General features: G+C 69.7%; 16 protein-coding genes. 4 read left to right on the top strand and 12 right to left on the bottom strand.

Annotated features, from left to right (window positions below; translation table 11 throughout):
• Nucleotides 1-66: 66 nt before the first annotated feature.
• The 5 genes from ABZ441_RS25490 to ABZ441_RS25470 form a co-directional block, all read right to left on the bottom strand.
• A complete protein-coding gene (locus ABZ441_RS25490; RefSeq protein WP_358978247.1) occupies nucleotides 67-1,614 on the bottom strand; it encodes an RNA polymerase sigma factor in 1,548 nt (515 codons plus the stop codon).
• Between the two features lie 323 nt (nucleotides 1,615-1,937).
• On the bottom strand, nucleotides 1,938-2,825 hold the full coding sequence (locus tag ABZ441_RS25485; RefSeq protein ID WP_358978245.1) for a FadR/GntR family transcriptional regulator: 888 nt from the start codon (nucleotides 2,823-2,825) through the stop codon (nucleotides 1,938-1,940).
• A 160-nt stretch (nucleotides 2,826-2,985) separates the two neighbouring features.
• Nucleotides 2,986-4,743 carry an ATP-binding cassette domain-containing protein gene (locus tag ABZ441_RS25480; RefSeq protein WP_358978243.1) on the bottom strand — a complete coding sequence of 586 codons (1,758 nt, stop codon included), beginning with the start codon at nucleotides 4,741-4,743 and terminating at the stop codon, nucleotides 2,986-2,988.
• Between the two features lie 144 nt (nucleotides 4,744-4,887).
• Complete coding sequence (locus tag ABZ441_RS25475; RefSeq protein ID WP_358978241.1) at nucleotides 4,888-5,652, bottom strand: NUDIX domain-containing protein; 765 nt, start codon at nucleotides 5,650-5,652, stop codon at nucleotides 4,888-4,890.
• 166 nt (nucleotides 5,653-5,818) lie between these two features.
• Complete coding sequence (locus ABZ441_RS25470; RefSeq protein WP_358978239.1) at nucleotides 5,819-7,186, bottom strand: DUF4192 family protein; 1,368 nt, start codon at nucleotides 7,184-7,186, stop codon at nucleotides 5,819-5,821.
• Between the two features lie 110 nt (nucleotides 7,187-7,296).
• Here ABZ441_RS25470 and ABZ441_RS25465 point away from each other — a divergent pair, with 110 nt between their 5' ends.
• Entirely contained in the window at nucleotides 7,297-9,468 is a 2,172-nt protein-coding gene (locus ABZ441_RS25465) for a RecQ family ATP-dependent DNA helicase (RefSeq protein WP_358978237.1), read from the top strand.
• Between the two features lie 215 nt (nucleotides 9,469-9,683).
• Entirely contained in the window at nucleotides 9,684-10,316 is a 633-nt protein-coding gene (locus ABZ441_RS25460; RefSeq protein ID WP_358978235.1) for a hypothetical protein, read from the top strand.
• Between the two features lie 57 nt (nucleotides 10,317-10,373).
• On the opposite strand, the gene ABZ441_RS25455 is transcribed toward ABZ441_RS25460, so the two are convergent.
• The 6 genes from ABZ441_RS25455 to ABZ441_RS25430 all read right to left on the bottom strand — a co-directional run bounded on the left by ABZ441_RS25455 (nucleotide 10,374) and on the right by ABZ441_RS25430 (nucleotide 16,733).
• Nucleotides 10,374-11,030, bottom strand: coding sequence for a hypothetical protein (locus ABZ441_RS25455; protein WP_358978233.1), 657 nt, complete (start codon nucleotides 11,028-11,030; stop codon nucleotides 10,374-10,376).
• A gap of 41 nt (nucleotides 11,031-11,071) precedes the next feature.
• Nucleotides 11,072-11,782 (bottom strand): ribonuclease HII, encoded by a 711-nt coding sequence (locus ABZ441_RS25450; protein ID WP_205023567.1) that lies wholly within the window; start codon nucleotides 11,780-11,782, stop codon nucleotides 11,072-11,074.
• Nucleotides 11,783-12,349: 567 nt separating this feature from the next.
• Entirely contained in the window at nucleotides 12,350-14,155 is a 1,806-nt protein-coding gene (locus ABZ441_RS25445) for a DUF4153 domain-containing protein (protein WP_358978230.1), read from the bottom strand.
• 275 nt (nucleotides 14,156-14,430) lie between these two features.
• Nucleotides 14,431-15,342, bottom strand: a complete 912-nt coding sequence (locus ABZ441_RS25440) for an ADP-ribosylglycohydrolase family protein (protein WP_358978228.1) — start codon at nucleotides 15,340-15,342, stop codon at nucleotides 14,431-14,433.
• Between the two features lie 12 nt (nucleotides 15,343-15,354).
• On the bottom strand, nucleotides 15,355-16,035 hold the full coding sequence (locus ABZ441_RS25435; RefSeq protein WP_358978226.1) for a histidine phosphatase family protein: 681 nt from the start codon (nucleotides 16,033-16,035) through the stop codon (nucleotides 15,355-15,357).
• 92 nt (nucleotides 16,036-16,127) lie between these two features.
• Nucleotides 16,128-16,733 (bottom strand): YdbC family protein, encoded by a 606-nt coding sequence (locus tag ABZ441_RS25430; RefSeq protein WP_358978224.1) that lies wholly within the window; start codon nucleotides 16,731-16,733, stop codon nucleotides 16,128-16,130.
• Nucleotides 16,734-16,935: 202 nt separating this feature from the next.
• Here ABZ441_RS25430 and ABZ441_RS25425 point away from each other — a divergent pair, with 202 nt between their 5' ends.
• Together ABZ441_RS25425 and ABZ441_RS25420 are read left to right on the top strand one after the other, a co-directional pair.
• Complete coding sequence (locus tag ABZ441_RS25425) at nucleotides 16,936-17,466, top strand: TerD family protein (RefSeq protein WP_358978222.1); 531 nt, start codon at nucleotides 16,936-16,938, stop codon at nucleotides 17,464-17,466.
• A 53-nt stretch (nucleotides 17,467-17,519) separates the two neighbouring features.
• Nucleotides 17,520-18,092 carry a dihydrofolate reductase family protein gene (locus ABZ441_RS25420; protein ID WP_358978220.1) on the top strand — a complete coding sequence of 191 codons (573 nt, stop codon included), beginning with the start codon at nucleotides 17,520-17,522 and terminating at the stop codon, nucleotides 18,090-18,092.
• Between the two features lie 128 nt (nucleotides 18,093-18,220).
• Here the strand turns inward: ABZ441_RS25420 and ABZ441_RS25415 are convergent, their stop codons facing one another.
• The gene (locus tag ABZ441_RS25415) at nucleotides 18,221-21,124 is read right to left on the bottom strand and encodes a vitamin B12-dependent ribonucleotide reductase (RefSeq protein ID WP_358978217.1); all 2,904 of its coding nucleotides are present in this window, start codon (nucleotides 21,122-21,124) and stop codon (nucleotides 18,221-18,223) included.
• Nucleotides 21,125-21,170 lie beyond the last annotated feature (46 nt).

Below are 21,170 nucleotides of genomic sequence, written 5' to 3'. Positions count from 1 at the left end.
TGCTCACATGGGCCGGGCCCGAAACCCAATGAGGTTCCGGGCCCGGCCCATGTGTGCGTCCGAGATCTAGTCGAGGTAGTCGCGCAGCACCTGCGAACGCGACGGGTGGCGCAGCTTCGACATCGTCTTGGATTCGATCTGACGGATGCGCTCGCGCGTCACCCCGTAGACCTTGCCGATCTCGTCCAGGGTCTTCGGCTGACCGTCGGTGAGACCGAAACGCATCGAGACCACACCCGCCTCGCGCTCGGAGAGCGTGTCGAGTACGGAGTGCAGCTGCTCCTGGAGCAGCGTGAAGCTCACCGCGTCCGCGGGCACGACAGCCTCGGAGTCCTCGATCAGGTCCCCGAACTCGCTGTCCCCGTCCTCACCCAGCGGGGTGTGGAGGGAAATCGGCTCACGGCCGTACTTCTGGACCTCGATGACCTTCTCGGGGGTCATGTCGAGTTCCTTGGCCAGCTCCTCCGGGGTGGGCTCACGGCCCAGGTCCTGGAGCATCTGACGCTGCACCCGCGCGAGCTTGTTGATGACCTCGACCATGTGCACCGGGATACGGATGGTGCGTGCCTGGTCGGCCATGGCGCGGGTGATCGCCTGGCGGATCCACCACGTGGCGTACGTGGAGAACTTGTAGCCCTTGGTGTAGTCGAACTTCTCGACCGCACGGATCAGACCCAGGTTGCCCTCCTGGATGAGGTCCAGGAAGAGCATGCCGCGGCCGGTGTAGCGCTTGGCCAGCGAGACCACGAGGCGGAGGTTGGCCTCCAGCAGGTGGTTCTTGGCCCGTCGGCCGTCCTCGGCGATGATCTCCAGCTCGCGCTTGAGCTTCGGTGCGAGCTTGTCGGAGTTCGCCAGCTTGTCCTCGGCGAAGAGTCCGGCCTCGATGCGCTTGGCGAGCTCGACCTCCTGCTCGGCGTTGAGGAGGGGAACCTTGCCGATCTGCTTCAGGTAGTCCTTGACCGGGTCGGCCGTGGCGCCGGCGACGGCGACCTGCTGCGCAGGTGCGTCGTCCTCGTCGTCGTCGGAGAGGACGAAGCCCTTGTTCTCGCCCTCGCCCTCCTCTTCCTCACCCTTGCCGGCCTTTACCTCTTCGACCGCCTCGTCGCCGTCGAGCAGTTCGTCGTCCTGCTTGCCGGACTTCTTCGCTGCGGTCTTCTTGACCGCGGTCTTCTTCGCTGCGGTCTTCTTGGCAACCGTCTTCTTGGCTGCCGCCTTCTTCGCGGGAGCGGCAACGGCAGCGCCGTCGGCCGCCACGTCCGCGCTCTCGGCCGCCGGGGCGGCAGATGCCGCGACGGTCCGCGTCACGGCAGTCTTGGCCGAGACGGTCTTGGTGGCGGTGCGCTTGACCGGGCTCTTCGCTGCGACGCTCTTGCGGGCGCGCTTGGGCGACTCCGCGGCACTGACCATCAGCGTCACACCCTCTTCCTCGAGGATCTGGTTGAGGCTGCGCAGAACATTCTTCCACTGGGTTGGCGGAATCTGGTCAGCCTCGAAGGCCCGACGCACGTCATCGCCGGCGATCTGCCCATCAGCCTTTCCCCGCTCGATGAGCGCCATCACAGACTCGGACTCGGCGATCTCCGGCGGGAGCGTACGGGATGTGCTGGCCGACACGAACAACCTCTCGGAACGATGGAAACGGCTTCCGGCCCGGCCCTGGAGAGGGCTGGAACCGACGACCGTCGGCTGGGGATGTCGCCGACGGCGCGGGCTTGGCCTCAGAACTGCACAGCGCACTGTGTGGCTGCTGTATTCCTTCCGCGGCGGTCACCTCTTAAGTCATCGCACTGTTTCGAGGAGTGTTACGCCCAATTCGCGTGGCCCCAGTCACACCCCATCCGCGACAAACAGACCCAGAGGTCACATCTCCGTGTAAAGATGCCGCCGAACCGCACAGGCCGGGCGATGCACGCTGCGCGTACCCGGCCTTGCGGCGTTCAGTGCTCGCGAGGCGCGGGAACCACCCTCTCACCATCGGCGTGGCCGACCAGCAGCTGCCGCATGGCGGCCTCGGCGCCTGCGGAATCACCCGACGCGAGAGCTTCGACGATCCGCGCGTGGTGACCCAGGGACGCCTCGGCCGGCCGGTCACAGCCGGTGACGGGGCCTCCGGAAACATGCAGGGCCGCCGACACGATCCCGGACAGGTGCTCGAGCATGCGGTTGCCCGCCGCCTGGATCAGCAGGGCATGGAACTCCGCATCCGCCCTGGAGAAAGTGAGGACGTCCCCCTGCCCCATGGCGTGTCCCATGATCTCGATCATGTCGCCGAGACGCTGCTGAATGTCCTCGCGCCCGTGGCCCGCGGCCAGCCGCGCGGCCAGTGGCTCGATGGTCCACCGGAGGTCGTCCAATTCGCGGCGCTGGTCATCACGCTGCGGGCCGAAGGCGCGCCATTCGATGATGTCGGGGTCCAGCAGGTTCCAGTCACTCACCGGCCGGACCCGGGTGCCCACGTTGGGCCGGGCACTGACCAGGCCCTTGGCCTCGAGAACGCGCAGGGACTCCCTCACAACGGTGCGGGACACCTCGAATCGCTGCCCGATCTCCTCCGGGACCAGCGGTCGGTCGGCACCGAGGTCACCGGAAACGATCATCTGGCCGAGTTGCTGGACCAGTTGGCCGTGAAGTCCACGGCCGCGACTGGCCGTACCGCGTCGACTCACCCGCCCGAGGTCGGATTCGGCGCCGCCCCAGGAACGGAGAGCGGCACGCTCTCCGGCCGGCGTCTCCGTGTAGGGATAACGGTCGAGTTCGCCCGGCCCGGCGAGGCCGGAGTCGGCGGAGCGGGCGGCGGTCATCATGGTGTGCGCAAGGGTACTCACGCATCCTTTTTCGGCGCGGCTCCGCCAGCCCTTGAGGTCTTTGCTGAAAAGCACACGAAAGGGTGATCGGCACCCACCCCTCAATTGACGCGTTATCGGTAGAAATCACATCTTTTCAGGTGAGTTGCCTGCAAAGCGTCATGGCCATCGGACGACGCGGTCACCAACGAGCCTTGCCTCGAAGGCTGGTGAACACATACGCGCAGATCAGGGCAGACAGCGACAAGGAAAGCGCCAGCCCCGCAGGTTGAGCAACGACGCGCACGACTGCCATGACCCATCGGTCCGTCTCGTACGGCCATTGCAGCCAGCCGAGTTCGCGCAGCCGGCCCGGCAGTCCGGCGATCGAACGGGCGGAGGGCCCCGCCAGGAGCTTCTGCATCAGCGGTACGACCAGCACGGGTACCGCCAGGACGGCCGCGACTCCGGCACCGGCCAGTCTGAACACACCCGCTCCCAGCAGCCCGGCCCAGGCACACCCGACCGAAAGCCCCGCCCAACTGGCAGCGAGCTGAACGGCGTTCGCCGGTACACCGACCAAGTCTTTCCCGTAGAAGAGCCGCAGAGCCTCTGCGTCCACCAGCACGGAGAGCACCGCCAGCAACAGCGCGACTCCCGCCGAGACAGACAGTTTGGCCAGCAGGAAGCCCAGGCGGCGCGGCACCGTCCCGCGTCCCGCGGCGAGCGCCGGGTAACGGAACTCGTCGCCGAAGGAGAGGGCGCCCAGCAGCCCGGCGGCGAACGCGGCGGGCGGAAGCGGCAGCAGGTCGGGCCAGGCGACCAGCAGGTCGGGCAGGGGTGCCCTCCCCGTGCGGGCCAGCAGCACGGAGATGCCCGCGGACACGACCAGGACGGCCGCCATGACCAGGCCGGCCGTCCTGACGCCGAAAAGGCGGCGCATCTCGTACCGCAGGGGGCGAAGCGGCCCACGGACCGGACGCACGGAGATCGGAGGGGGAAGCTTCGAGATCGCCACGGTCGAAGCGGGCCCCGGCAGGACAGTCCTCACCGGACCACCACCCGGCCGGGCCGGGACGGCCGAGGGCCCCGCGTCCCCGGTCTCGTCGGCGAGCTGGTGCACCGGGACACCGTGCCGGTAGGCCGTGTCCCCGACTTCCGCACAACTGCTGCCGTACACCGACAGCCTGCTGCCGCCCTCGGCAACCACTTCGACCGATCGCCGGGCAGCTCGGGCCTCCCTGCTCACCACAGCCGCCAGCCGGGCAGCGTGCGGAGTTCGCACGGCGACCCGCGGCCGCAGGCGGGTACGGGAGAAATCCGCGACGTCCTGGTCGGCCATGAGGCGTCCGCCGTCGATGGTGACCACTCGGTCGGCCGCACGGGCGGCCTCCTTGGGATCGCCGGTCGTGTGCAGGACCGTGCCGCCCTCGGCGGCGTGTGCGCGGAGCAGGCCGTGGAGCCAGCTCCTCTCACGGGGCGAGAGACCTGCCGTGGGCTCGTCGAGCACGAGGGTATGAGGATCACCGAGCAGTGCGGACGCGAGGCCGAGCCGTCGGTCCATACCTGCCGAGAGAGTTCCCACGCGCTGGTCCCCCAGACCTGCGAGACCGACGACCTCGAGCAGTTCGTCGGCTCGCGAAGCGGGAACCCCCGCGGCCGCGCAGAGCATGCGGAGCTGCCCCCGCGCGGTGCGCGCCGGATGCCCCGGCACGTCTCCGAGCAGCACCCCGACCTCCCGGGCGGGGTGGCCGATGCGGTGCAGCGGGCGGCCCTTGAAGTAGGTGACCCCCCGCCCCGCCTCCAGCTCGAGCATCAGACGGAGAGCCGTGGTCTTGCCTGAGCCGGGGGCACCGAGCAGCACGGTGACACTGCCGGACGGGGCTTCGAAGGTCAGGTCGTCCACGACGGGGGGACCGTCGCGGCGGGGGGCGCTGGTGAGTCCGATGGCCTGGAGCATCGCTTCTCTCGCGGAGGGTGAGACCGCTCTGCGGCAGTGGGGAGGACCCCTGCAAGATAACGCGACATTTCAGACTTTTGGCGCATCGGTGCTTCGGTGGGTGTTCCGCAGGTCTCCGTGGCGTGCGCCTGCGGACCTGTCCGGTCAGACTTCCGGCCTCAGCATCGGAGGGTTGAGCACAGTCGCTGCACCGGCCCTGAACAGTTGCGCCGGGCGGCCCCCCTGCCGCGTGGTCGTGCCTCCGGACGGAACCAGGAAGCCTGGCGTTCCCGTGACCTTGCGGTGGAAATTCCGCGGGTCGAGGACCACCCCCCACACCGCTTCGTACACCCTCCGCAGCTCACCGACGGTGAACTCGGGTGGGCAGAACGCCGTGGCCAGGGAGGAGTACTCGATCTTCGAGCGGGCCCGCTCCACTCCGTCGTCGAGGATCCTCGCGTGATCGAAGGCCAGCGGCGCGGGCTGCTCGCCTTCGCGGGCGAAGCCTCCTCCCGACCCGATCAGATCTTCGACCGACGCCCAACGGGCACTGTTCGCGTCGCCTCCGGCACGCGGCGCCGGGAGATCGGGAGCCAGTGCGAGGTGAGCGACACTGACAACCCTCATCCGGGGGTCACGCGCCGGGTCACCGTAGGTGGCCAGTTGCTCTAGGTGGGCACCGTTCCCGACGGCGGGGGCAGCCGGATCGTGCGCGCAGAGCCCGGTCTCCTCGGCGAGTTCACGCGCTGCCGCCGCACCCAGGTCCTCATCTGCTCTGACGAATCCACCGGGCAGCGCCCACCGTCCCTGGAAAGGCGATTCGCCTCGGCGTACCACCAACGCGCAGAGCGCGTGACGCCGCACCGTGAGGACGACCAGGTCGACGGTGACAGCGAAGGGCGGGAAGGTCGACGGGTCGTAGGGCGGCATACCGAAATCATAGTCGTCTCCCTGACGATAAACACTCCCTTCGCAGCAACGGTTCCACGCTCGACCCCCGTTCGTGGTCCCTTCGCCCTACGAGCCACGGGTCCCATCCCTTGAGCCACGGTCGCCCCGGAGTAGGAGTGTTGCCCGCTCCACGGGCCGCACATCGTCAATCGCGGCTCCTGGCGCCATGGTGGCCACGCCGCCGGATGTCACGGGCACGCCCCCCGCCGACGTCCGTGCCGGGGCGGGAGACGGCTCGCGGCGACGGCCGGCGCTTCGCACTCCGCTTCCGCCTTCCGGTCGAAGGGCTCCCCGGCGCGGCCGGCGCACGCACGGGCCGCGGCGAGGTCCGCCGCTCCGGGTGCACGCCGCCCTGTTCCGGAGAGGTGCCGTCGCTTCCGCCGCCGTCACGCCGGCTGCGCTCCCCACGGAGACAGAGGCGCAGCGTTTCCGGGTCCAGTCCCTGATTGCATGCCTGATGCAGCAGTTGAGCGAACGTGTAGTCGGGGTCGGCTCGCAGGGCGAGGCCCAGCGCGACCCTGGCACCCGCCTCGTCGCCGGTGGACCACGAGACCCACCCGGCCAGCGTGAGCGGCGCCGCGGCGTGTTCCACGTACGGGCCGACACACCGGCGGGCGAGAGCGCGCCACAGCCTCAACGCGGATCCGCCTTCACGGCCCTCCATCCACTCCGCGGCCCGGTCCCTGGTCTCGCGGTCCTGGAGGCCGAGAATCACAGCCGCCGCCTCGTCGGCGGTGATCAGGGCGTCGTCACGGCTGTCCTCAGCTCCGGCACCTGCGGCCGGCGCGCTCCGGAGGCGCGCCATGAGGTCACGAGCGAGCGCAAGGGTCTCGCGCGCCACCTCACCGCGCCCGTCGACGTCGAGGATGCGGGACACGAGCACCGCCCCCGCCGAATCCAGGACCCGCTCCTGCTCCTGTGCCGCCGGTGATTTCCACGGTGTGAGCCCGGCCTCCATGTCCCGCAGCGATCCACGCACCTGAACGCCGGCGTACGCCGCTGCGGCCGCCATCACTGTCGTCCCCGGCAGCGCGAGCGGATTGCCCTCGGCCGGGCAGCAGCGGTCATCGGGGCAGCAGTAGGACCAGTACCGGCCGTCGGAGATGCACAGCGCTTCGAGCACGGGGACGTCGAGCGCGCCGCAGGCCGTGCGCAGGAGCTGCGCGAGCGGCCGCAGCCGTTCCATGATCTGCGGGGCGCACTCTCCTTCGGCCGGGTCCTGGCAGAGGAAGACAATGATCGCGTCAGGGCGGGATTCGTGCTTCTCGCTCCCCGTGATCAGGCACTGCGCCAGTTGGTCGGCGACCGGTGCCCACTCCTCGGGCTCGTGCGGGATGCCCAGCCTGAGCCGGCCGCCGAAGCGGCCCCGGCCACCGTGCAGGGCCACCATGACCACGCTGTCGTTCGGATGGAAACCCATCAGGTACGGAAGGGCGTCGGCAAGTTCGGCGGGACCGCGCAGGGTGATCTGCTGCGCGTCGGACGGTCCGGTGGTTTCGTCGTGCCTGTTCATGCCATGACGGTCCCGTGGTCCGCCGATTTCCGCGACCCCTGTGGATAACTTTATCCACAGGCTCCGGCCACCGTTCGCGGTTTGTCGTACCCATCGGGTTGCATGGGGGCATGACCAACGCAGACCGCGCAGAGCTCAGAGCCTCCGCCGATTCCGTACTCGCCCGCCTGGTCGGGGACACCACGGGCGCCGCCCGGCTGCGCGAGGACCAGTGGCGGGCCATCGAGGCCCTCGTAGCCGACAAGCGCAGAGCCCTGGTCGTCCAGCGGACGGGGTGGGGCAAGTCCGCCGTGTACTTCGTCGCGACGTCGCTGCTGCGCGCACGGGGCAGTGGACCGACTGTCATCGTGTCGCCCCTGCTCGCGCTGATGCGTAACCAGGTGGCGGCGGCGGCCCGGGCGGGTATCAGCGCCCGCACGATCAATTCCTCCAACACCGAGGAGTGGGACACGGTCCAGGCCGAGGTGGCGGCGGGCGAGGTGGATGTGCTGCTGGTCAGTCCAGAGCGGCTCAACAACCCCGACTTCCGGGACCAGGTGCTGCCGCGCCTTGCCGCCGCGACGGGCCTGCTGGTGGTCGACGAGGCACACTGCATCTCCGACTGGGGCCACGACTTCCGGCCGGACTACCGACGGCTGCGGACCATGCTGGCCGACCTCCCCGCAGGCGTTCCCGTGCTCGCCACGACGGCCACCGCCAATGCCCGCGTGACCGCGGACGTCGCGGAGCAGCTCGGCACGGGGGCCGGCACGGACGCGCTGGTGCTGCGGGGGCCGCTGGACCGGGAGAGCCTCAGCCTCGGAGTACTCCAACTGCCCAATGCCGCACATCGCCTGGCCTGGCTGGGTGACCATCTCGGAGAGCTGCCGGGCTCGGGCATCATCTACACCCTCACGGTCGCCGCGGCCGAGGAGATCACCGCCTACCTCCGCCAGTGCGGGCATCAGGTCACGTCGTACACCGGACGGACGGAGAACGCCGACCGGCAGCAGGCCGAGGACGATCTCCTGGCCAACCGGGTCAAGGCCCTGGTGGCCACGTCCGCGCTCGGCATGGGCTTCGACAAGCCGGACCTCGGCTTCGTCGTGCATGTGGGATCGCCGTCGTCGCCCATCGCCTACTACCAGCAGGTCGGTCGGGCGGGACGTGGAGTCGAGCACGCCGAGGTCCTGCTGCTCCCGGGCAAGGAGGACGAAGCGATCTGGCAGTACTTCGCCTCGGTCGCCTTCCCTCCGGAGGAGCAGGTCCGGCGCACACTCGATGTCCTCGCCCAGGCAGGCCGGCCCCTGTCGCTCCCCGCCATGGAACCGCTGGTCGATCTGCGGCGCACCCGTCTCGAGACGATGCTCAAGGTGCTGGACGTCGACGGGGCCGTGAAGCGGGTGAAGGGCGGCTGGATCTCCACCGGCGAGCCCTGGGCGTACGACTCCGAGCGCTACGCCTGGGTCGCGCGGCAGCGGGCTGCCGAACAGCAGGCCATGCGCGACTACGCGTTCGGAACCGGCTGCCGCATGGAGTTCCTCCGGCGTCAGCTGGACGACGAGGAGGCCACCGCCTGCGGCCGCTGCGACAACTGCGCGGGCGCGCGATTCGACGACAAGGTCTCCACCGCCGCCCTCGACGGAGCGCGCGGCGAACTCGGCAGGCCAGGGGTCGAGGTGGAGCCGCGCAAGATGTGGCCCACGGGTCTCTCCGCGGTGGGGGTCGATCTCAAGGGCCGTATCCCCGCAGGCGAGCTGGCGCTTCCCGGCCGGGCGCTCGGCAGGCTTTCGGACATCGGCTGGGGCAACAGGCTCCGTCCGATACTCACGGCGCAGGCACCGGACGGCCCGGTCCCGGACGATGTGTCCAGCGCGGTGGTCACGGTCGTCACCGACTGGGCGAAGGGACCAGGAGGCTGGGCGACCGGGGCACCGGACGCGGCTCCTCGGCCGGTGGGTGTGGTGACCGTCGCCTCACGCCGCAGACCGCGACTGGTCCACTCTCTCGGGAGCCGTATCGCGGAGGTCGGACAGATGCCGCTGCTGGGGACGGTCACCTATGCTCCGGGCAGCGAGGAACTACTCGTCTCCCGGACCAACAGTGCGCAGCGGGTGAAGGCGTTGCACGAGGCGCTCGTCGTGGAGCCCGCCCTGGCTGAGGCGTTGACGGCCGCAGGCGGACCCGTGCTGCTCGTGGACGATCTGTCCGACAGTGGGTGGACCCTGGCCGTCGCCGCAAGGCTGCTCCGGCGTGCGGGAGCGGAAGAGGTGTTTCCGCTGGTCCTCGCAGTCCAGGCATGACGGATGGCATCGTTCGTCGCCGAACTGGGCAGGGATATCCGTGTCATTCCGTCAGATATCCGTCAACCGCCCTAATTGCTCGTTGCCGCCTGCCGGAACGACAGGAAGAATTGAAGTCGCTCCCCGCACGGTCTCTTCGCGGGCCCGGAAGGGCTGTGCCGCGGCGCGCCCTCATTCCACCCTGCCCGCACCGGGCGCGTAGCGAAGGGAGGACCGTGACCTTCGGATTCGCTCCGTCCGCAGCCACATCTCTGTCGGCGTCCGCAGGCTCCGTCAGCCATGTTGCCAGAATGCTCGAACCGGCCGAGTGGGCTGCGGCGGGCATACCTCTGCTGCGCAGTCCGCGTGAGGTGGTCAGCGGCCTTCACTCGCGGCACCGCCCGACGCCCGCCACCGCGGTCATCGCCGTCCTCGACCATGAGGAACGCCTCACGGCCAGCGCCTCCTTCGCCCGGCGGTCCACCGTCGCCACGGACGGCTGGGAGTTCCGCAATGCCCTGCTCGCACATCTGCGCCGTGTGATCCCGCACGATCTGCGCCGCCGCACCCCGGTGCGTACCGCGGTCCTGCTCTACTGCCGTGACGGCGACGAGCGTTGGACGGAGGAGGACGGGGCGTGGATGTGGGGGCTGAGAGACGCCTGCACACTGCACGGCCTTCGGTGCGGGGCCTATATCACCCTGACGCGTGCAGGCTGGCAGGTCCTCGGCGAAGGCAGGGGCGGCCGCAGTCCGACGCTGCTGTCCAGGCCTTCGGCCCTCGCGGACACCTCCACCGACCACGATCCCGTTCCGCTGCGCACCGGGGGCGGGGCGGCCGAGGCTCTGAGGCGAAGCGCAGCCCGCTGAAACGGGACATGGGCCCCGGGCGTCCTCACGGACGCCCGGGGCCCACGGACACGTGGATCAGACTCCGGCGCCGAGCGCCGAGTTGATCTTCTCCGGGTCCCCACACACGATCAACAGGGCGCCGGCGCGCTCCCGTACGCCCGTCAGCGCACGGACAGCGGCGTCGTCGAGATCGCTGTTCACCGCGACCACGACCACTGAACGGGTGGCGCAGCGGGCCGCGTTCGCCGTGCGTGCGAAGAAGACGTCGTCACCGGCGTCGTGCTGGGCCCAGTACGTCGTCTCTCCGAAGGAGAGTTCGTGCGCGGCCCAGGGGTGCTGTTCGCCGGTGGTGAGCACCAGGATGTCACCAGGTGCCCGGCCGGAGTCGAGCAAGAGGTCCACGGTCTCCTCGGCAGCCTCGATCGCGCCGTCGGCCGAGGCCGGAATGAGCTGGAACTGTGCGGTGGAACCCTGTTCGGGCACCTTTCGCACGGCGGGAACCGATGCGGCGGGAGAGCTGGGTGTGGTGTGCGGGCGCGGCGCCGGGGGTGCGGGCCGCGCGGGGCCGCGGCCCGGGCTTCCGGGGCGCGGTGTGGCCGCGGAACGCGGACCGGGTACGGGACGGGGGGTCGGCGCGGTGCGGCCGGCGGCCGGAGTGACGCGGGGACCCTGGGCGCTCTCGGTAATCTGAGGCTCCTCGAGGATGAGAGGGCATGAATGGTTGTCTGTCACGGCCGACGCGAAGACGCCGGCGGGTGGGTACGCCTGGGCGATCAGAAATCGAAGCCGAGCTGGCCCCCGCTTTCCAGTGCCGCAGCCTCCGCGGAGAACCGGACCTTCTTCAGGTGCTGCCACTTGGGCAGCGCGTCGAGGTAGGCCCAGCTGAGGCGATGGTGAGGCGTAGGTCCACGCTCCTCCAGCGCGGCCCGGTGCACCGGCGACGGATAACCGGCGTTCGCGCCGAAGGCGAAGTCTGCGTACTGCCCCGTGTCCGCACCCAGTTCGCCCATCATCGTGTCCCGGCGGACCTTGGCGATCACCGAGGCCGCCGCGACGGCGATGCAGGACTGGTCACCCTTGATCACGGTGCGGACGTTCCAGGGCGGTCCGAGGTAATCGTGCTTGCCGTCGAGGATCACGGCGTCGGGCCGCACCGGCAACGCCTCGAGCGCCCTTACGGCCGCAAGACGAAGAGCAGCGGTCATGCCGAGATCGTCGATCTCCAGCGGTGACGCGTGCCCCAGTCCGTAGGCCGTGACCCACTTCTCGAGCACGGGGGCGAGTTCCGCCCGGCGCTTGGGGCTGATCAGCTTGGAGTCGGTCAGGCCCTCAGGGGGTCTACGGAGACCGGTGACGGCCGCACACACGGTGACGGGGCCGGCCCACGCTCCGCGTCCGACCTCATCGACACCTGCGACGGTCCTGGCACCGGACGTAGCGCGCAGTGAGCGCTCGACGGTGTGCGTGGGTGGTTCGTACGGCATGGCGCCTGCCAGGTTACGCCGATGGGGACGGCAAGAACACCCCGGGGTACCGTCCTGCGGTCCGGCACCGCCCAACCCCGTCCGGAGCGCCCGGGGCCGGTGCGCGGCGGGAGCCGGCTCGGCGCCCGAAGCGGAGCCACCGCGCCCATGGCCTGACCGGGCCCCGGCATGGTTGTGCGGGTGACAGCCCTGTCCCGCCCGCTTCCGCACTCCGCTCCCGGCCGGGAGCAAACTCGCCCGGCGCCTACTGCAGTTGTACGTCGGCCGCCTGCCACGTCAGGTCGGGGACGGCACGTGGCACGGGCCTCGTGTCGACCGGCCGGCGTTCCCGAACACCGTCGACCCAACAGGTGTTCGGGATGTCCAGGGCCGGCGCGGGTGAGGAATCGACCGGCGGCACGTGCTGCGGAGAGACACGGACGGAACCGTGTGGGCCGCCTCCCCTCGAAGGGGAAGCGGCCCACACGACGTACACACGACCACGGCCGGGCAAGGGGCAAGCCGGCTTCACGACGGGGCACCCCTCAGCACGGGTGACAGCCCGGCCGGCTCAGTGCGGTTGAGGGCTCAGTACGGATCGTAGGAGTCATCCTCCTCGTAGCCCTCGCGCTCGCCGGTTTCCTGGCCTTGGCGGTAGCACTCGGTCCCGTGGTTCTGTACGGGATGCTTCTCCAGGATGTCCCGGGCCCTGACTTCGCCCCAGCTGGAGGCGTACCACGGAGCGTCCATGACCGTGAGATCGCGATCGAGGTTCTCCAGGGCACAGGACCTCAGCGGTTCGGGCAGCGTGTCCAGGGCCGGTACGGCGTCCGCGGAAAGCCCCTTGAGGTATTCGATGTCGATCGGCCTGTCACTGCGGTGCCGCTGGACGCTCTGTTCGGCGATCAGTCCGTCCGGCGAGACCAGTCCGAAGGCGAGCACGCCGACGGCAGCGCTCACGGCGATCGCGCGCGGCAGCAGTCTGGCTCCGAGGACACCGGCCGCGAGGATCAGGACCAGCACCACTCCGAGCCACAGCTCCGCAGCGGCCACGGAGATCCGCAGCCGGGTCAGACCGAAGGCGTCCACGTAGAGGTCCATACGACGCAGCGCGGAGGCCACGACGACGAGCGTGAGGACGCACAGGACACCGAGGACGCTCCGAACCAGGGTCCGGTCGTGCGCTCCGCCCCTAGGGGCCCAGCGCAGGGCGAGTGCGATGACGATCAGGGTCAGCACCGTGGCCCAGAGGAGTTGCCAGAAGCCCTGGCGGGCGTATGCGGCGGGGGTCAGCCCCGTCTCCTCCAGCACTTTGTCGTACCCGCCGAGGAGGACGACGAGCTGGAGCGTGATGAAGGCGGCGAAGAGCAGGTTGAGCACGATCAGCGGCAGCGCCCACTCGGCCCTGTTCCGGGCCTTGCCCGGCCGGATGGTGATGCCGTCCCAGCGCACCGGCGCAGCGGCGCTGTACGCGGCGGCGAGTGCTCCGACGAGCCCGAGTGCGAAGAGGAAGACGCGCCAGGGGCTGTCACCGACCGACGCGTCGGGGGTGAGGCTGCCCAGCAGGTCGGCGAAGGCCGCGTCCGCCGAGGCGAAGAGCGCGCCGAACACGACGAGCAGCACCACGGCCACCGCAGTGCTGCGCACTACGGTGCGCACCCGGCCCCGGGAGTCGTCCGCTCGGGCGCGCACCCCCTGCCACCCCCAGCGCACTCCCGCCGCGGCCGAGGGGAACAGCCCCACCGAGCCGAGCAGCACACCCGGCCAGCTGCGGCTTCCGTGCAGGGCGAGGGAGCCCAGGGCGAGGGCCGAGACGACTGCCAGGAAGACCGGCCATCCTGCTGCCCGGAGCGCCGGGACCGCCAGGAGCGCAAGGCCGCCCACCGCCCAGACTGCGGTCCAGGGCCGCAGCCCGCGCCCGGCGGAGCGCGCGGCGAAGAAGGCCCCCAGGGCTGCGGGCAGGGCCACGATCAGCAGGTTGGGCCCGAGGCCGTCGCCGAGCAGCAGGGCGCTGAGCAGCGCTGTGGCGAAGGCCGACCAGAGTGTGCCCGGTCCGATCGCGGGCGGGGACGCGGCCCGCAGCCGGGAGAGCACACCGGGCGGCGGCGGCTGCTGCCTCCGCTTCTGCCAGACGTCCCCGGGCGGGGCCTGGAGATAGGCGGGCACCTTGGGCACGTCAGGTCCGGCGTTCTGCGGTGGAACCGGCGGGGTGGAAGCCCGTGCGAGCTCCTTGCCCGCAGCCGGCTGCTCCCCGGCGGTCTTCGCCCGGCCGCCGCCTCCGGGTGGCGCCTCGCTCACCGGCTCGGGCACTGAACCTGACGTAGTTCCCGCCGCGTCACGGGACTCCGCCGGTGTCTCGGGCCTGCTGGACGCATCGGACGACTGATCGGACATTGGGACCCCTCCCCCACCGAGGTCCGCTCGCACGGCCACATCGCGGCACGACGGCCCCGGCGTCTCTAGGCGCACGCCCACCAAGATCGATGAGGGCGTCGTGGCCGAAAGGGTAAGTTCCGTCCTGGCTGTCCGGACGGTCGCGGTCACTGCTGTGGCAGGACCGTGACAGTGAAGCTGCCGATACCAGGGCAGGGCCCGCGGGTCCGGTTGCACGTCAGCCACGCCCGCAGGCCCGGCTGTACGTCAGCCACGCCCGCGGGTCCAGCGGTATGTCAGCCGCGTACCGGAGCGAGCGGGACCCAGGCCGGCAGCTGCTCCGTCCGGGCCAGCCAGTCCGCGGGAGGGGCGCCGGCCGGCTCCGCGGCGACGATTCCGCCGACGATGGCGCAGGTGGTGTCCACGTCGCCTCCCGCCTGCGCCGTCGCCCAGAAGGCCTGCTCGAAGTCGCCGAGGCTCCGCGCGGCGGACCAGAGCGCGAACGGGACCGTGTCGTGCGCACTCGTACGCCGGCCGTTGCCGAGAACCGCCGCGACCGTCCCCGCGTCCCGGTAGTCGAGCATGTCGCGCGCCCTGCGCAGCCCTGCGCCGACAGCGCTGCGCGGCACGAGGGCGACGACGCCGTCGATCAGGTCCTCCGGTGTCGGCGGCCCTCCCGGTGCGGCGACGAGGGCGGCGGCCGCCGCGACGGCCATGGACCCGACGACGGCTTCGCGGTGCTGATGGGTGGTGTACGAGGAGATCTCCGCCTGGTGGGTGGCCTGCTCCGGGTCGTCCGCGTACCAGGCGCCCAGCGGCGCGATGCGCATCGCCGAACCGTTGCCCCAGGACCCCTGGCCCTGGAAGAGGGCGGATGCCAGCTCCCGCCAGTCGCCGCCCTCTCTCACCAGCCTGAGCAGCCGGTTGACCGCGGGCCCGTAGCCCCGGTCGAAGTCGTGGTGGTGGGCGAAGGAGTGGGCGAGCGCGTCCTGGTCGATCCGCCCCTGGGCGGCCAGCACGGACAGCACGGAGCAGGCCATCTCGGTGTCATCGGTCCACTGCCAGCCGTCGGGCGGCAGGTCGCGGCTCTTGAGCAGGGGGTAATGGGCCGGGACGAAGAACTGGGAGCCGAGGGCATCCCCCACGGACAGTCCACGCAGGCTGGCCAGAGCGCGTTCGAAGCGGTCGGTAGCAGAGTCAGCGGTCATCGCCCTGCCACTCTATCCGGTGACGCCGTACGGCTCACCGGTGACGCCGTACGGTTCAGGGGTGCGCCACTGCTCGAAGGGCCGGTCGAGCGTGTAGCGGCCGTCCTCACCGAGCAGCAGCACTCTGGATTCCCCGTTCCCGGGATTGGACAGCGACTCGAATTCCGCGACCGACCAGTGGAACCAGCGCATGCAGAAGAGCCTCATGGTCAGGCCATGTGTGACCAGCAGGACGTTCGGCGGGTGGTCAGGGGCCTCGAAGCTGCGGTGGAGGCTCTCCAGGAAGGCGTCGACCCGGTCGTACACATCGGCACCGGACTCGCCCTGCGCGAAACGGTAGAAGAAGTGCCCGTAGGCGTCCCGGTAGGCCTTCTGCAGCCTGACGTCGTCCCGGTCCTGCCAGTTGCCCCAGTCCTGCTCGCGCAGCCGGGGCTCCTCCCTGACGCGCACGTGCTCCGGTTCGAGGCCGAACGCCCTGAACGTCTCATGAGTGCGCCGGTAGGGCGAGACGTAGACGCTGACGCGCTCGTCACCGAAGGTCCCACGCATCTCGGAGCCCGTTGCCGCCGCCTGACGCCTGCCCCGCGCCGTGAGTCTGAGGGCGTGGTCGGGCTCGCGTTCGTAGACCGTGTCGTCGACATTGCCCTCGGACTCGCCGTGGCGGACGAGAACGATGCGTTGCGGTCGTGCCATGTACCGACCCTAGACGGCGTCCGGCCCGATCGAGCAACTGTGCGGGCTCCATCGGGCGCATGTGACCAAGGAAACGACCGGAGGAGCGCCGCTCAGACCGTCCACGACGGTTCGAGCTGCACCACGTCCCCCGTGAGCGATTCGACGTCCTTCTCGGTCTCCGCCCGCGCCGACAGCCGGGCGACACCCTCGGGCCGGTACTTGCCTCGTTCGGCGCTCGACTGCCACATGGACAGCACCAGGAACTCGTGTCCCGGCGCTTCTCCGAAGACTCCGCGCAGCATGCCGGGGGAACCGGCCATGGCGGGGTTCCACACACGTTGCTGCATCAGAGCGAAGTGGTCGACGCGGTCCTCGTACACCCGGCTGTGCGCGACCCTGACCACGTCGGCGTCGGTGAAATCCGGCGCGAAACCGGTCTTCACATCGAAGCGGTACTCGAAGAGGCTGACACTCAGGTCCTTGTACATGCCGGACTGCGCCGCGGCCAGCGTGTCGTGCCCGCGGGCCATGAAGGAGTCGTAGAAGACCCGGTTCTCCCAGAACGCGAACACGTGGGCGACGTCGGGCCGCCCTCGGCTCCACCCGCCGCTCTGGGTACGGAATCCCGGCTCACCGAGCAGCCCCGCCCACTTCCGCTGCCCCCGCTCGAAACCGCGGCGGTCCACCACGGTGCAGCGAATCCACTTGACCAGCACTGCGCCATCGTACGGCGCCCGGCGTGGCGCGGGTCACGCTCCCCGGCGGGCGGAGCCTGCCGACGCCGCCGGCGCACAACTCCGGCCACACCATGGCCCGAATGTGACGTCCGTTTCCAACGCGGTTGGATCCACGGACAGTTACGGACATGATCTGAGGATGCAAGAGGTCCGACGGTCCAGCAGCGAGGAGGCACGTCCGATGAGCACTCCCAACAAGGACATCGAGAAGGTCGAAGTGAGGGTCAAGTGGGACCCCAGCGCCACCGGCGAGCCCGCCAACGACCTCGACATCATCGCGGCGACGTACGGGACGGACGCCCCCTACGGCAGCCCCGCCTATCTCGTGCACTTCGACAGCAGGTCGCCGGACGGGACGATCACACTGAACCGGGACAGCCGGACCGGACAGGGGTTCGGCTTCGACGAGGTCATGACGCTCGAACTGGACCGGTTGTCGGACGCCTACTCCAGGGTCGTCGTGGGAGTGGCCATCCAGCAGCGCGACGGCCACAAGACCTTCGGCCAGATAGAGCACACGGCCGTGCAGATCCGCGAGGGCTACACGAATCTGGCGGAGGACGACTTCTCGGCGGTGGCCGCCGCCACCGCCGCGGTGGTTGCGGAATTCGTCCGGGACGCCTCGGGTTCCTGGGGTTTCAAGGGGGACGTCCGCGGATTCGACGGCGATCCTGATTCGTTCGCCACGATGATGGGGAGCCGGTCCGACTGAGACCCGACGGGCGCCGGCCCCTCACTCCACCGCGAGAACACACGCGAGGGCACATGCGAAAGATCATCCTGATGATGTCGGTGTCCCTCGACGGCTTCTTCGAGGGACCGGACCGAGAGCTGGACTGGCACCTCGTCGACGAGGAGGTGCACGGTCATTTCAACCGGCGGATGAGCACGGTGGGTGCTTTCCTGGACGGCCGTGTCACCTACGAGATGATGGCCGGGTTCTGGCCGACCGCGGACAGTGCCCCGTCGAGCCCGGCCTCGGTGACGGAATTCGCGGCCATCTGGCGGGACATGCCGAAGTTCGTGTTCTCCAGAACCCTGGACCGGGCGGGCTGGAACACCACCGTGGTACGCGACGTCGTCGTCGAGGACATCCGCGCACTGCAGGCGCAACCGGGCGGGGACATGCTGGTGGGCGGTGCCGATCTCGCCGCGACCTTCATGCGCCTGGGCCTGATCGACGAGTTCGAGCTGTACGTCCATCCGGTCGTTCTCGGCCGGGGCACTCCGCTGTTCTCGCCGTCCGGGGTGACACCGTTGCCTCTCCGGCTCACCGGCACCCACACCTTCGGCAACGGCGTCGTCCTGCTCCACTACCGCCGCCCGCTGGACGAGTAGCCCCTGACCACGACGGCGTGACGGCACGCCGAAGGGGACCGGCCGACGGCCGGTCCCCTTCGCGAGCCGCTGGTCAGCCACCCGTGCGGGCCGCACCGGATGTCACGTCCGGTGCGGCTCCGCCCGTGTCAGCTGCACCCGCTGGTGGAGCCGCAGCCCTCGCAGATGTAGCAGGAGCCGGCGCGCTGCATCTTCGTGCCGCACGAGAAGCACAGCGGCGCGTCCGCACTGATGCCCAGCTGCATCTCGACCAGTTCGGCCGAGGTGTGCGCGGTCCTGGGGGCCGGCTTCTCAGCGGCACCCTTCTCGGGCGCCGCGACGGCCTTCAGCGGCTCCACGGGAGCGGACTGGGCCAGGCTCTCCACGTCCAGCTCGTCGTTCCCGAAGGCGGGCTCGTACGACCCGGTGTCGAGGTGGCGCTGACGCTCCTCGGCGGAGTGGATGCCGAGCGCGGACCGCGTCTCGAACGGCAGGAAGTCGAGTGCCAGGCGCCGGAAGATGTAGTCGACGATCGACTGTGCCATCCGTACGTCCGGGTCGTCCGTCATGCCGGCCGGCTCGAAGCGCATGTTGGTGAACTTGGAGACGTAGGTCTCCAGCGGCACGCCGTACTGCAGACCGACCGAGACGGCGATGGAGAAGGCGTCCATCATGCCCGCGAGGGTGGAGCCCTGCTTGGACATCTTCAGGAAGACCTCGCCGAGACCGTCGTCCGGGTAGGAGTTGGCGGTCATGTAGCCCTCGGCGCCTCCCACCGTGAAGGAGGTGGTGATGCCGGGACGGCCCTTGGGCAGACGCTTGCGGACCGGGCGGTACTCGACGACCTTCTCGACGGCCGTGCGAATGGTGTCCTCGGCCTTGACGGTGACCGCCTGCTTCTCCTTCTCCTTCGTCTTCGCGGAGAGGGGCTGGCCCACCTTGCAGTTGTCGCGGTAGATCGCGAGCGCCTTGACGCCCATCTTCCACGCCTCGAAGTAGACCTCCTCGACGTCCTCGACGGTGGCCGTTTCCGGCAGGTTCACCGTCTTGGACAGCGCGCCGGAGATCCACGGCTGGATGGCCGCCATCATCCGGACGTGCCCCATGGCCGAGATGGAACGCTCACCCATGGCGCAGTCGAAGACCTCGTAGTGCTCGGTCCTGAGCGCGGGGGCGTCGATCACGTTGCCGTTGTCGGCGATGTGGGCGACGATCGCCTCGATCTGCTCCGGCTGGTAGCCGAGACGGCGCAGGGCCTGTGGCACCGTGCCGTTGACGATCTGCATCGAGCCGCCGCCGACGAGCTTCTTGAACTTGACCAGGGCGAGGTCCGGCTCGAGGCCGGTGGTGTCACAGGACATCGCGAGACCGATGGTGCCGGTCGGGGCGATGACCGAGGCCTGGGCGTTGCGGAAGCCGTTCTTCGCGCCGAGGCGGATCACGTCCTGCCAGGCCTCCGTGGCGGCGGCCCAGACCGGCGAGTCCAGGTCGTCGACGTGGACGGCCACGGCGTTGGCGTCCGAGTGCTGCTTCATGACGCGCTGGTGCGGCTCGGCGTTGCGGGCGTAGCCGTCGTACGGACCGACGACAGCGGCGAGCTCGGCGGAGCGCCGGTAGGACGTGCCCGTCATCAGCGAGGTGATGGCGCCGGCGAGCGCACGGCCGCCGTCGCTGTCGTACGCGTGCCCGGTGGCCATCAGCAGGGCGCCCAGGTTGGCGTAGCCGATGCCCAGCTGGCGGTAGGCGCGGGTGTTCTCGCCGATCTTCTGCGTCGGGAAGTCCGCGAAGCAGATCGAGATGTCCATCGCGGTGATGACGAGCTCGACGACCTTGGCGAAACGCTCGACCTCGAAGGACTGGTGCCCCTCGCCGTCGTCCTTGAGGAACTTCATCAGGTTCAGCGAGGCGAGGTTGCACGAGGTGTTGTCCAGGTGCATGTACTCGCTGCACGGGTTCGAGCCGTTGATCCGGCCGGACTCCGGGCAGGTGTGCCACTGGTTGATGGTGTCGTCGTACTGGATGCCGGGGTCGGCACAGGCCCAGGCCGCTTCCGCCATCTTGCGGAAGAGGGACTTGGCCTCCACCTCCTCGATGACGTCACCGGTCATCCGGGCGCGCAGTCCGAACTTCCCGCCGGACTCGACGGCCTTCATGAACTCGTCGTTCACGCGGACCGAGTTGTTGGCGTTCTGGTACTGGACGGACGTGATGTCGTCGCCGCCCAGGTCCATGTCGAAGCCCGCGTCACGCAGGGCGCGGATCTTCTCCTCTTCCTTCACCTTGGTCTCGATGAAGTTCTCGATGTCGGGGTGGTCGACGTCGAGGATGACCATCTTGGCCGCGCGGCGGGTGGCGCCACCGGACTTGATCGTTCCCGCCGAGGCGTCCGCGCCGCGCATGAAGGAGACGGGGCCCGAGGCGTTGCCGCCGGAGGAGAGCAGCTCCTTGGAGGAGCGGATGCGGGACAGGTTCAGGCCGGCGCCGGAGCCGCCCTTGAAGATCATGCCCTCTTCCTTGTACCAGTCGAGAATCGACTCCATGGAGTCGTCGACGGCCAGGATGAAGCAGGCCGAGACCTGCTGCGGCTGGGGCGTTCCGACGTTGAACCAGACCGGAGAGTTGAAGCTGAAGATCTGGTGCAGGAGGGCGTAGGCCAGCTCGTGCTCGAAGATCTCGGCGTCGGCGGGGGAGGCGAAGTAACCGTGTTCCTCGCCGGCCTTCCGGTACGTCTTCACGATCCGGTCGATCAGCTGCCGCAGACCTGTCTCGCGCTGCGGCGTGCCGACGGCCCCCCGGAAGTACTTGCTGGTGACGATGTTGACCGCGTTCACCGACCAGAAGCCGGGGAACTCGACGCCACGCTGCTCGAAGTTGATCGAGCCGTCGCGCCAGTTGGTCATGACGACGTCACGGCTCTCCCACGCGACCTCGTCGTACGGATGCACGCCGGGAGTCGTGTGGATGCGCTCGATGCGCAGGCCCTGCTTGGTCGCAGTCGACTTGGCTCCCTTGGTGCGGGAACCTCGTGCCGGGCCGCTCGCCGTCTCTGTCATGCCGCCTCCCATATGTGGGCAAAAACGCCCTGAAGTGCCCAGTTCT

It is taken from the genome of Streptomyces sp. NPDC005752 (assembly GCF_040630715.1).
Taxonomy (GTDB): Bacteria; Actinomycetota; Actinomycetes; order Streptomycetales; family Streptomycetaceae; genus Streptomyces.
The sequence above is the reverse complement of the archived record's forward strand: the minus strand, read 5'-3'. Positions and strand labels throughout refer to the sequence as shown.

Excerpts from the sequence above, each read along its gene's own strand:
- ABZ441_RS25470 (WP_358978239.1), bottom strand. The coding sequence starts at position 7,186 with ATGAACAGGCACGACGAAACCACCGGACCGTCCGACGCGCAGCAGATC.
- ABZ441_RS25475 (WP_358978241.1), bottom strand. The coding sequence starts at position 5,652 with ATGCCGCCCTACGACCCGTCGACCTTCCCGCCCTTCGCTGTCACCGTC.
- ABZ441_RS25435 (WP_358978226.1), bottom strand. The coding sequence starts at position 16,035 with ATGGCACGACCGCAACGCATCGTTCTCGTCCGCCACGGCGAGTCCGAG.
- ABZ441_RS25420 (WP_358978220.1), top strand. The coding sequence starts at position 17,520 with ATGCGAAAGATCATCCTGATGATGTCGGTGTCCCTCGACGGCTTCTTC.
- ABZ441_RS25415 (WP_358978217.1), bottom strand. The coding sequence starts at position 21,124 with ATGACAGAGACGGCGAGCGGCCCGGCACGAGGTTCCCGCACCAAGGGA.
- ABZ441_RS25440 (WP_358978228.1), bottom strand. The coding sequence starts at position 15,342 with ATGACCGCTGACTCTGCTACCGACCGCTTCGAACGCGCTCTGGCCAGC.
- ABZ441_RS25480 (WP_358978243.1), bottom strand. The coding sequence starts at position 4,743 with ATGCTCCAGGCCATCGGACTCACCAGCGCCCCCCGCCGCGACGGTCCC.
- ABZ441_RS25425 (WP_358978222.1), top strand. The coding sequence starts at position 16,936 with ATGAGCACTCCCAACAAGGACATCGAGAAGGTCGAAGTGAGGGTCAAG.
- ABZ441_RS25445 (WP_358978230.1), bottom strand. The coding sequence starts at position 14,155 with ATGTCCGATCAGTCGTCCGATGCGTCCAGCAGGCCCGAGACACCGGCG.
- ABZ441_RS25450 (WP_205023567.1), bottom strand. The coding sequence starts at position 11,782 with ATGCCGTACGAACCACCCACGCACACCGTCGAGCGCTCACTGCGCGCT.
- ABZ441_RS25465 (WP_358978237.1), top strand. The coding sequence starts at position 7,297 with ATGACCAACGCAGACCGCGCAGAGCTCAGAGCCTCCGCCGATTCCGTA.